We start from the raw sequence: 11140 nt of genomic DNA on the forward strand, positions 1-11140 counted from the left end.
GGGCGTCCGTTCTCCTCCGCTTGCCCATCGCAGTTCGCACGAGGGTCTTGACAAGACTAACCGAGTCGATGTGTAGTTTTCAATATATAAAACATAGTTTCATTATTTGGAACTTTTGTGGAAACAACAGGGAGGAAACCATGTATTCCACTTTCAAGCGCACAACCGCTGCGCTGGCACTTGGCGTTGCTATGGCGGCACCGGTGGCTGCTGACCTAACTGGAGAGCTTCGGATATTCCTGGACACGTCAAACCCGGCCCCGCGCGCAACGATGGAAGCGATGATCGAGCGGTTTGCAGCGCAGCACCCCGGCCTAGAGATCGAAACCACGGTTATCGACCGCGAAGCGTATAAGACCCAGATCCGCAACTTTCTGACGGCTGACACACCTGACGTGGCCACTTGGTACGCCGCCAACCGTATGAAACCATATGTCGAGGCCGGTCTGTTCGAAGACGTCTCGGATCTTTGGGCGGAACCTGAAATTGCTGAAAACCTGGCATCAACCAAAGGCGCGATGACCATCGATGGCAAACAATGGGGCGTCCCCTACACTTACTACCAGTGGGGCGTTTACTATCGTAAAGATATCTTTGACGAATTGGGCCTCAGCGAACCGACTACCTGGGAAGAAGAGCTGGCAAATTGCCAGAAGATCGTCGATTCAGGCCGTGCTTGCTATACCATCGGGACCAAGTTCCTGTGGACCGCTGGCGGTTGGTTTGACTACCTGAACATGCGCACCAACGGGTTCGACTTCCACAATCAACTGGCCAACGGCGAAATCAGCTGGGAAGATGACCGGGTCAAGCAGACCTTTGCAAACTGGAAGCAGTTGATCGACATGGGGGCTTTCATTGACAACCATCAGACCTATAGCTGGCAGGAGGCTTTGCCGTTCATGGTTAACGGAGAAGCCGCTGCGTATCTGATGGGAAATTTTGCAGTCGCGCCTTTGCGTGAAGCAGGGCTTACCGATGATCAGCTGGATTTCTACCAATTCGTTTCAATCAACCCTGATGTCGAATTGGCTGAAGACGCGCCGACCGATACGTTCCACATCCCGGCGAATGCATCGAACAAAGAAGCCGCACGAGAGTTCCTGCGCTTTGTTGTCTCGTCGGATGAACAGACCGAGATCAACAACGGATCGAACCTCGGTCAGTTGCCGGTGAACGCGCAATCCTCAGTAGACGATGACAAATTCCTGCAGCAGGGCTTTTCGATGCTCTCGACCAACAGCCCCGGCGGAGTGGCTCAGTTCTGGGACCGCGACGCACCGGCTGAAATGGCCAAAGTGTCAATGGAAGGTTTCCAGGAATTCATGGTTAAACCAGACAATGCTGACCGTATTCTGGCCAAGCTGGAACGCGCGCGAGAGCGTATCTACGACAACTAATCAGGCTTGGGCCGGGCTCGAGCCCGGCCTACCTCGCCACAGAATGTAAGGTGGTTTCAACCCGCCTTACCCAAACAAACCCAGGACACCCATGACCACTGCCGCCGACGCCCCTGATCAGGAGAACTGGTTCCACAGAAACCAACAACGCATCGCCCCGTGGCTATTCCTTGCTCCGGGCCTGCTGTTCTTCATGGTCTATGTGATCATTCCGGTCTTCCAGTCCTTCAACCTTTCACTGTACGAGTGGGATGGGTTGGGTGCCGCCGAATATGTCGGCATGCGCAATTATGAAGATTTGTATTGGGAATGGGTTGACCGGGACGCATTCTATATCTCGCTCAAGAACAACCTGATCTGGCTGATCCTGTATCTTCTGGCCATTCCGGCGGGCCTTTTCATTGCTTTGTTTCTGAACCAGACGGTCTGGGGTATCCGCCTTTACAAATCGCTGTTTTTCTTTCCATTTGTCATCTCTCAGGTTGTTGTTGGCCTTGTATTCACGTGGTTTTATGACCCGACATTTGGTCTTCTGAATGAGTTTCTCGGCTTTTTCGGAATGGGTCCATTGAACGTGCTGGGCGACGAGCGTTTGGTCACCTACGGCATCATCGTCGCAGGCCTTTGGCCACAAACCGCCTATTGCATGATCCTCTACCTCACCGGTCTGAATGCCGTCGACCCCGAACAGATCGAAGCCGGACGCCTGGACGGTGCCAAAGGCTTGAGAATGCTGTGGCACATCATTCTGCCACAGTTGCGCCCGGCCACTTTCATTGCATTCGTCGTGACAATCATCGGGGCGCTGCGCAGTTTCGACCTGATTTCGATCATGACACAGGGCGGGCCATTCGGATCTTCCCGAGTGCTGGCCTATTACATGTTCGAGGTCGCACTATCTGAGTACGGTTTCCGCATGGGGTATGGCGCGGCTATCGCTGTGGTGCTGTTCCTGATCATGCTCGGCTTCATCGCCTATTTCCTCTGGTCGATGTATCGCGAAGAACGGGGGCACTGAGATGTTTCCCAAACCCATCGAAAAACAATCTCGCGCCGCGCAGATCACCTATCAGGCGATGCTGCCACTTGCCTTGTTGCTGTGGCTGGGCCCCCTACTCGCGGTGGCTCTGTTTTCGGTCAAACCAGCGGCGGATTTCACCAACGCCAACTATTGGGGCCTGCCATCCAGTTTCGAGGGCGCGGTCAACTACGGGCTGGTATTCTTCAACTCTGACATGCCGCGATACTTGCTGAACTCTTTCATGATCACCATTCCTACGGTGATCGGTGCCGTTGCCCTCAGTTCCATGACCGGCTTTGCTTTGGGCATCTACAAATTCAAATCGAACCTGTGGATCTTCTTCATGTTCGTTGCCGGCAACTTCGTGCCATTCCAGATCCTGATGGTGCCTGTGCGCGACCTGACACTTGATATGGGCCTCTACAACACAAAAACCGGCCTCGTCTTGTTCCACATCGCCTTCCAGACCGGCTTTTGCACATTGTTCATGCGCAACTTTATCCGGGCCCTGCCCTTTGAATTAATCGAGGCCGCGCGGGTCGAGGGTATCAGCGAATGGCGCATCTTCTGGTATGTGGTCTTGCCGTTGATGAAACCCGCAATTGCCGCACTCAGCGTGCTGATCTTCACTTTCATCTGGAACGACTATTTCTGGGCGGTCGTCCTGACTCAGGGCGCGGAAAGCCAGCCTGTCACAGCAGGCATAACCAGTTTCAACGCCCAGTTCCGCGCCGCCTACCAACTGATGAGCGCGGGCTCGATCGTAGCAGCGCTGCCGCCGGTTGCCATGTTCTTCCTGATGCAAAAGCACTTTATCGCGGGCCTGACCCTCGGAGCTGTAAAATGACAAAGATAACTTTCATCGGAGCAGGTTCGACAATTTTCATGAAGAACATTGTGGGGGATGCTCTGCTGACCCCCGCTTTGGCGGACAGTCACTTTGCGCTGATGGATATCGACCCCGTACGCCTGACAGAAAGCGAAGCTGTAGCCCGCGCCATGATCCGTTCGGTCCGGTCAAACGCGACAATATCCACACATACAGACCGACGCGCCGCACTCGATGGTGCCGATTTCGTTATTACCGCCTTTCAGATTGGCGGGTACCAGCCCTGTACCGTCACAGATTTTGAAATCCCCAAGCAATACGGGCTGCGCCAGACCATCGCGGATACGCTGGGCGTCGGCGGCATCATGCGGGGGTTACGCACTGTGCCGGTCTTGTGGGACGTGGCGCATGACATGATGCAGCTATGCCCTGATGCGACATTGCTACAATACGTCAATCCGATGGCCATCAACACCTGGGCACTGGCCGAGAAATATCCATCATTGAAGCAGGTCGGCCTGTGCCACTCGGTTCAGAACACGGTGGCGGAACTGGCACATGATTTGGACCTGTCAAAAGACGACATTCGCTACAAGGTCGCGGGCGTCAATCACGTCGCCTTCTTCCTGCGGCTTGAGCATCAGGGCCATGATCTTTACCCCGCCCTTCGGCAAGGTTATGTCAGCGGCAGAATGCCCAAGGCCCCGCTGCTGATGCCGCGTTGCCCCAACAAGGTGCGCTACGAAGTGATGGACCACCTTGGCTATTTCTGCACCGAAAGTTCTGAGCATTTGGCAGAATACGTGCCATGGTTCATCAAAGACGGGCGGGCGGACCTGATCGAGAAGTTCTCAATCCCACTCGATGAATACCCGACCCGCTGTGTGGAACAGATGAGCAACTGGAAAGAGCAGGCCAAAACCCTGACCGACGGGCGCGACATTGCCGTCACTCGCAGCCATGAGTTTGCGGCAGACATAATGAACGCAATCATCTCTGACACCCCCTACGTGGCATATGGCAATCTGCCAAACACCGGCCAGATACCTCAGCTGCCGATGGGGGCTGCTGTCGAAACACCGTGTCTGGTTGATGCAAATGGCATTCAACCTTCTGTCATCGCAGACATCCCACCGCAGCTGATCGCCCTGATGCGTAGCCAGATCAACGTTCAGGAACTCACAGTCAGGGCATTGGTCGACCAGAACCCCGAGCATATCTTTCATGCAGCCATGATGGACCCGCACACCGCCGCCGAGCTGGACCTGCGCCAAATTCGAAATCTGGTGAACGACCTTCTGTCTGCCCATGCCGACTGGCTGCCAGATTGGAGCCGCCCATCTCGCGCTGCTTGAATTTCACCTTTTTACAAATACTCAAATCCACCCAGACCTAAAAAAGCATCACAGAACAATGTCAAAACGCCGCTCACAGCACTGGTACGGGAAACTCGACAAGGATGGGTTCATCCATCGATCCTGGATGAAAAATCAGGGTTTTCCTGATCACGCCTTCGATGGGCGGCCAATTATCGGAATTTGCAACACGTGGTCGGAGCTAACCCCTTGCAATTCCGGCCTCCGCGATCTGGCCGAAGGGGTAAAGCGCGGTGTGTGGGAGGCCGGGGGCTTTCCCGTCGAATTCCCGGTCATGTCGCTGGGCGAGACCCAGATGAAACCCACAGCCATGCTGTTTCGCAACCTTCTGGCCATGGATGTCGAAGAGTCGATCCGCGCATATGGCATTGACGGTGTGGTTCTGCTGGGCGGGTGCGACAAGACCACGCCGGGCCAACTCATGGGCGCGGCCTCGGTCGACCTGCCGTCGATCGTTGTCAGCTCCGGCCCTATGCTGAATGGAAAATATCGCGGTCAGGATATTGGCTCAGGAACCGATGTGTGGAAGTTCTCCGAGGCCGTGCGTGCCGGAGAGATGACCCTTCAGGATTTTATGAACGCGGAATCCGGGATGTCCCGCAGTGCCGGGGTTTGCATGACCATGGGGACGGCCAGCACCATGGCGTCTCTGGTCGAAGCGATGGGCATGAGCCTGCCCACCAATGCCGCCCTGCCCGCCGTTGACGCCCGCCGCATGGCCCTCGCCCATTTGACAGGCAAGCGGATTGTCGAAATGGTCGACGAAGACCTGAAACCATCCGACATTCTGACCAGAGAAGCCTTCGAGAATGCAATCCTCGCCAATGCGGCCGTTGGGGGATCGACCAATGCCGTTGTTCATCTACTGGCGCTCGCAGGTCGCGTGGGCGTTGACCTGACGCTCAAGGACTTTGAAATCGGATCAGAGATTCCCCTTCTGGTGAACTGCATGCCCTCAGGCAAATACCTGATGGAAGATTTCTGTTACGCGGGCGGTGTGCCGGCTGTGCTGAGCGAACTCAAACCTTTCCTGCGCCCGGCCAGAACGGTTCTGAACAAGGACATCTCGGCCCACTACGAAGGTGCTGAATGTTTCAACCGCGACGTCATTCGCCCTTTCAACGATCCGGTGAAGCCCGCTGCTGGCCTTCGTGTTTTACGCGGCAATCTTGCGCCCAACGGGGCCATCGTCAAACCTTCTGCCGCAACAGATGCCCTTCTTGAAACCGAGGGTGAGGCGTTTGTTTTCGAAAATATCGAAGACCTGAAAGCCAATATCGACCGGGTTGATCTGCCCGTCACATCCAAGAGCATTCTGGTGCTCAAGGGATGTGGACCCAAGGGTTATCCCGGGATGCCCGAGGTGGGAAACATGCCGATTCCGGCGAGATTGGTGAAGGAAGGCGTTCGCGACATGATCCGTATCTCGGATGCCCGCATGTCCGGTACAGCCTATGGCACCGTCATCCTGCATGTCAGCCCCGAGGCACAGGCGGGCGGCACACTGGCGCTGGTGAAAACCGGCGACCGCATCCGCGTCTCGGCCAGCGCTGGAAAGCTTGAGCTGTTGGTGGACGAAAAAGAACTGGACGCGCGCCGAGCCCAATGGAAACCAGATAAGCCACATTATTCCCGCGGGTATGCCAAACTTTATGTCGATCACGTGTTGCAGGCCGATCAGGGGGCCGACCTGGATTTCCTCGTCGGCAAAGACACCCGCCTTGTGACCAGAGAGAGCCACTGATGACCCAACCAGCGACATTTCATGACCTGAACGGGTCATCCGTCTATATTACCGGCGGAGGCTCGGGCGTGGGCGCAGCATTAACGGATGGGTTTTTGGCTCAGGGGGCCAATGTGGCTTTTATCGGCAGATCGGACGCCAGCGGTTTTGTCGAAGAGATGCGCGACAAACACGGCCGCGCACCTCTGTTCATGCAGGGCGATATGACCGACACTCAGCTTCTTCACACGACAATGGCCAAAGCCGCCGAAGCCCACGGCCCCCTAGACGTTTTGGTTAACAACGCGGCCAATGACCAGCGCCATACACTTGAGGAAACCACGACCGAGTTCTGGGACTGGATGATCGACGTAAACCTGAAAGCCTACTATTTCGCCTGTCAGGAAGCGGCCCGGCAAATGAAGGAAGGCGGCGTTATCATTAACTTCAGCTCGATCAGCTACATGATGGGCAATGCAGGCTATCCGATCTATACGACGTCAAATGCGGGCATTACAGGGATGACGCGGTCTTTGGCCCGCGAACTGGGGCCAAAGAACATACGTGTGAATGCGCTGGCTCCCGGTTGGGTTTTGACGCAAAAACAGCTGGATAAGTGGGCCACGCCCGAAGATTTGGCCGCGCATTTGGATCGACAATGCCTGAAAGAACATTTGACGCCCGAAGACATGGTTGCACCGACATTGTTCCTGGCATCCAACGCCAGCCGGGCGATGACCGGTCAGTGTATGGCGGTTGATGGCGGCGTCGTAGTTTCAGGGTGAAGCAATGAATACCGACTGGATCGCCGTTGATTGGGGCACATCTCACCTGCGGGTCTGGGCCATGCAGGGGGCAACGGTGCTGGACTGCGCGCAGTCCGACAAAGGTATGGCACGTATCGGAGCCGACGGGTTCCAGACCGCCCTGTTGGAACTTGTTGAAAACTGGCTGAAGGATGGCCCCATAGATGTGATCGCCTGCGGTATGGTCGGTGCACGCCAAGGCTGGGTCGAAGCACCTTATTCTACCGTTCCGTCGCAACCCTTGCCGCAAGTACCGGTCCGTGTTCCCAGCACAGACTCGCGCATCCGGGCCTTCGTCATACCCGGATTAAAGCAACTGAGCCCACCAGATGTGATGCGGGGCGAAGAAACACAGATCGCAGGGTTTTTGGGTGCTCGCCAGAACTGGGATGGTGTCCTCTGTCTTCCAGGAACCCATACGAAATGGGTTCAGGTCAGCGCAGGTGAAATCGTGAGCTTTCGGACGCTCATGACCGGAGAGCTTTTTGATTTGTTAAGTGCGCAATCTGTTCTGCGGCATTCTATAGGTGAAGGATGGGATGAAGATGCCTTTGCCGAGGCTGTGGCGGATACATTGTCCAAGCCCGAACAATTGGCTGCACGCCTGTTCGGCTTGCGGGCTGCGGACCTGCTGCACAATCAGGACAAAGACATCGCGCGCGCGCGGCTGTCGGGACTGCTTATCGGTGCTGAATTGGCCGCCACCCGTCCATATTGGCTGGGTCAACAACTGGCTATCATTGGTGCAGATGCCGTATCGCGGGTCTATGCGGCAGCGCTAAGACAACAGGGCGCTTTCTTTGAGACTGCAAACGCCACCGAAGCAACGCTGGCCGGGCTGGCGCTGGCGCGCAATATGACAAGGCAAATCGCATGAGCCGCCCCATCATCGCCATTCTGCGCGGTCTGCAACCACAGGAAGCCGAGGCCGTTGGCAGAGTTATCATCGATGCAGGGATCGACCGGATCGAAGTTCCACTCAATTCGCCTGACCCGCTCGACAGCATTTCCATTCTGGCCGAAGCTTTCAAAGATCACGCCCTGATAGGCGCTGGTACTGTATTGACGGTTGATCAGGTGGACGCAGTTCGGAATGCCGGCGGCAGGCTGATTGTGTCACCCAACTATGATGCTGACGTGATCAAACGGTCTGTAGCGTTGGGGATGCAAAGCTGGCCGGGCGTTTACACGCCGACCGAAGCCTTTGCCGCTCTCGAAGCCGGGGCCACAGGATTAAAGCTGTTTCCTGGCGTCATGGCAGGCCCTGTTGGGCTCGCAGCACTTCGACCCGTTTTACCCAAGGAAACACGTATCTTTGCTGTCGGTGGTGCCGGGCCTGAAAACTTCGAGCAATGGATCAAAGCCGGTGCGGATGGATTCGGGATTGGATCAGCGCTGTACAAACCCGGCATGGACGCAGTCGAAATCGCAGCACGCGCGAAGCAGATCGTAACAGCCTTTGACAAGGCGGCAAGATGAGCACGATTTTTGACGACCGCCCCTGCGCGTTGGGCGAAGGTCCGCTTTGGCACCCTGCTCGGCAACAGCTATTCTGGTTCGACATTCTCAACAAACGACTGATGACGCGCGAAAGTGAAAATCAGATAAGCTGGGAATTCGATGAACATGTCTCCGCCGCAGGCTGGGTGGATCGCGACACACTGCTTTTGGCTTCGGAAACGGGTCTTTGGCAGTTTGAATTGACGTCCGGGCATCGAGCGCTGGTTACGCCGCTCGAGGCAGACAACCCAATCACCCGCTCGAATGACGGTCGCGCTGATCCTTGGGGTGGTTTCTGGATCGGTACGATGGGCAAACAGGCTGAAGCCGGGGCCGGATCAATCTATCGGTTCTGGAAAGGTACACTCAGATGTCTCGTGCCGGATGTGACGATTTCCAATGCAATCTGTTTTGCCCCGGATCGATCCGTGGCCTATTTCTGTGACACGAAAACGAGGCAGGTCAAGCGCTGGAGCTTGAATGCAGTAAGCGGATGGCCCGAAGGGGAAAGCACCGTATTTCTGGACTTTCGTAAAGAAGGCCTGAACCCGGATGGTGCGGTGGTTGATGCTGACGGGAACATCTGGATCGCGCAATGGGGGATTGGACGTGTTGCGGCCTACACGCCCGAAGGTCATTTCCTGAAGGCCACTTCTTTCGAAGCGTCACATACGTCCTGCCCAGCCTTTGGTGGCGACAGCTTAGGCACGCTGTTCTGCACCTCTGCAAGGCAGGGGTTGAGCAACGCGGATATTGAATCCCAACCCACCAATGGCATGACGTTTGCAATGCCAAACGCGGGACGAGGGCAGGCAGAACACAGGATCATTTTATGAAGCCGGAACTTGGTGTGTGTTACTACCCTGAACACTGGCCCGAAGCGATGTGGGCGGAAGACGCCGCGCGCATGGTGGACACCGGCATCTCGTGGGTACGCATTGGAGAGTTCGCGTGGAACCGGCTGGAGCCTTACCCCGGAACCCTGCAATTTGAATGGCTGGATCGCGCGGTTAAAACACTTGGCGAGGCGGGAGTGAAAGTCGTGCTTGGCACACCGACAGCAACGCCACCGCGTTGGATGCTGGACAAACATCCGGACATGCTGGCTGTGGATACGTATGGAAACACGCGCAAATTCGGATCACGGCGGCATTACTGCTTTAGCCACCAGGGCTATGTCGATGAATGTGGCCGCATCGCACGGGTCTTGGGAGAGCGCTATGGTCATAACCCGTATGTGGCGGCTTGGCAGATCGACAATGAGTATGGGTGTCACGACACAACAGTCAGCTACAGCACCCCGGCACTGAATGCATTCAGGCGCTGGCTGGCTGTTCGATACGGCTCAATTGAACAACTGAACAAGGCCTGGGGAAACGTGTTCTGGTCGATGGAGTACCGCAACTTCGATGAGATTGAACTACCCAATCAAACTGTGACCGAGCCAAACCCCGCTCATGTACTGGCATTCCGTCGGTTCAGCTCAGATCAGGTTGTGGCATTCAACAAAGCTCAGGTCGATGTATTGCGAGCTTTGACCGATGCGCCGCTGTTGCATAACTACATGGGTCGTATTCTGGATTTCGACCATTTCGAGGTTGGCGCAGATCTGGATATTGCGACTTGGGACAGTTATCCGATCGGATTTCTATCGGACCGATTGGAAGATGACGAAGCCCACAAGACCGCCTTTCTTCAGCAAGGCGATCCGGACATGCAGGCGTTTCACCATGATCTTTACCGGGCAGTGGGCCGTGGCCGATGGTGGGTGATGGAACAACAACCCGGTCCGGTGAATTGGGCACCCTATAACCCGGCACCCATGCCCGGAATGGTGCGGTTGTGGTCGCTTGAGGCTGTCGCCCACGGTGCTGAGGTTGTGAGCTATTTTCGATGGCGGCAAGCCCCCTTTGCGCAGGAACAGATGCACGCAGGTTTGCTGACACCGGACAATCGCCCCGCCCCTGCATTACACGAGGCCCGTCAGACAGCGGAAGAGCTATCCACATTGGGCGAGGTGCATCAGGTGCAATCCAAGGTTGCGATACTGTTTGATTACCCCTCGGACTGGGCCTGGACATCGCTACCGCAAGGAGCAGGCTTTGACTATTTCCGGTTGGTCTTCTCAGCTTATCGTGCATTGCGCCGCGTGGGGCTGTCGATTGATTTTGTTTCGCCCAATGACCTGTCCACGCACTATGCGCTGATCCTTGCCCCCGGACTGGCAACGATTGACCCGGATTTGGAGCGTAGGTTAGCGGACAACTCGGATCTTGCAATCCTCGGCCCACGCAGCGGCGCAATTACCCGTGATTTCCAGATCGCCGCCGCCGGTCGACCTGGCCTGAAAGGGTTGGACTGCAACGTCGATTTGGTCGAAACACTGCCCCCTGCTGTCAACCGGGCTGTCCGTGGCGGCGGCGCGGCACAGCATTGGATCGATCGCCTTTCAGGATCTGCTGAAGAAATTCTGAGTTTTGAAGAT

The 11140-nt window shown here is 56.1% G+C and carries 10 protein-coding genes; all 10 read left to right on the plus strand.

From position 1 onward, the window contains the following. The first annotated feature begins 140 nt into the window (after nucleotides 1-140). The gene (locus AC2FLZ_RS12535) at nucleotides 141-1400 is read left to right on the plus strand and encodes an ABC transporter substrate-binding protein (RefSeq protein WP_480554892.1); all 1260 of its coding nucleotides are present in this window, start codon (nucleotides 141-143) and stop codon (nucleotides 1398-1400) included. A gap of 91 nt (nucleotides 1401-1491) precedes the next feature. Then, on the plus strand, nucleotides 1492-2418 hold the full coding sequence (locus tag AC2FLZ_RS12540; RefSeq protein ID WP_480477110.1) for a carbohydrate ABC transporter permease: 927 nt from the start codon (nucleotides 1492-1494) through the stop codon (nucleotides 2416-2418). Between the two features lies 1 nt (nucleotide 2419). Further along, nucleotides 2420-3268: a carbohydrate ABC transporter permease gene (locus AC2FLZ_RS12545; RefSeq protein ID WP_480477108.1), complete on the plus strand. Its 849-nt coding sequence runs from the start codon at nucleotides 2420-2422 to the stop codon at nucleotides 3266-3268. Beyond that, nucleotides 3265-4605, plus strand: coding sequence for an alpha-glucosidase/alpha-galactosidase (locus tag AC2FLZ_RS12550; protein WP_496882227.1), 1341 nt, complete (start codon nucleotides 3265-3267; stop codon nucleotides 4603-4605). The genes AC2FLZ_RS12545 and AC2FLZ_RS12550 overlap by 4 nt, the downstream gene beginning before the upstream one ends. 58 nt (nucleotides 4606-4663) lie before the next feature. After that, nucleotides 4664-6370, plus strand: a complete 1707-nt coding sequence (locus AC2FLZ_RS12555; protein ID WP_480519826.1) for an IlvD/Edd family dehydratase — start codon at nucleotides 4664-4666, stop codon at nucleotides 6368-6370. Then, on the plus strand, nucleotides 6370-7134 hold the full coding sequence (locus AC2FLZ_RS12560) for an SDR family NAD(P)-dependent oxidoreductase (protein ID WP_480519824.1): 765 nt from the start codon (nucleotides 6370-6372) through the stop codon (nucleotides 7132-7134). Before AC2FLZ_RS12555 ends, AC2FLZ_RS12560 begins: the two co-directional genes overlap by 1 nt. Nucleotides 7135-7138: 4 nt before the next feature. Beyond that, on the plus strand, nucleotides 7139-8032 hold the full coding sequence (locus tag AC2FLZ_RS12565; protein ID WP_496716413.1) for a 2-dehydro-3-deoxygalactonokinase: 894 nt from the start codon (nucleotides 7139-7141) through the stop codon (nucleotides 8030-8032). Continuing rightward, nucleotides 8029-8634, plus strand: a complete 606-nt coding sequence (locus tag AC2FLZ_RS12570; protein WP_480477098.1) for a 2-dehydro-3-deoxy-6-phosphogalactonate aldolase — start codon at nucleotides 8029-8031, stop codon at nucleotides 8632-8634. The genes AC2FLZ_RS12565 and AC2FLZ_RS12570 overlap by 4 nt, the downstream gene beginning before the upstream one ends. Continuing rightward, the gene (locus AC2FLZ_RS12575) at nucleotides 8631-9491 is read left to right on the plus strand and encodes an SMP-30/gluconolactonase/LRE family protein (RefSeq protein ID WP_496882228.1); all 861 of its coding nucleotides are present in this window, start codon (nucleotides 8631-8633) and stop codon (nucleotides 9489-9491) included. Before AC2FLZ_RS12570 ends, AC2FLZ_RS12575 begins: the two co-directional genes overlap by 4 nt. After that, nucleotides 9488-11140 (plus strand): beta-galactosidase (locus AC2FLZ_RS12580; protein WP_496882229.1); only part of this gene is annotated, 1653 nt, incomplete at its 3' end. The genes AC2FLZ_RS12575 and AC2FLZ_RS12580, both read left to right, overlap by 4 nt.

The organism is Ruegeria sp. YKSF131 (assembly GCF_059612645.1).

Coding starts and splice junctions, on each gene's coding strand:
- AC2FLZ_RS12545 (WP_480477108.1), top strand. CDS start 2,420: ATGTTTCCCAAACCCATCGAAAAACAATCTCGCGCCGCGCAGATCACC.
- AC2FLZ_RS12540 (WP_480477110.1), top strand. CDS start 1,492: ATGACCACTGCCGCCGACGCCCCTGATCAGGAGAACTGGTTCCACAGA.
- AC2FLZ_RS12570 (WP_480477098.1), top strand. CDS start 8,029: ATGAGCCGCCCCATCATCGCCATTCTGCGCGGTCTGCAACCACAGGAA.
- AC2FLZ_RS12535 (WP_480554892.1), top strand. CDS start 141: ATGTATTCCACTTTCAAGCGCACAACCGCTGCGCTGGCACTTGGCGTT.
- AC2FLZ_RS12575 (WP_496882228.1), top strand. CDS start 8,631: ATGAGCACGATTTTTGACGACCGCCCCTGCGCGTTGGGCGAAGGTCCG.
- AC2FLZ_RS12560 (WP_480519824.1), top strand. CDS start 6,370: ATGACCCAACCAGCGACATTTCATGACCTGAACGGGTCATCCGTCTAT.
- AC2FLZ_RS12565 (WP_496716413.1), top strand. CDS start 7,139: ATGAATACCGACTGGATCGCCGTTGATTGGGGCACATCTCACCTGCGG.
- AC2FLZ_RS12550 (WP_496882227.1), top strand. CDS start 3,265: ATGACAAAGATAACTTTCATCGGAGCAGGTTCGACAATTTTCATGAAG.
- AC2FLZ_RS12555 (WP_480519826.1), top strand. CDS start 4,664: ATGTCAAAACGCCGCTCACAGCACTGGTACGGGAAACTCGACAAGGAT.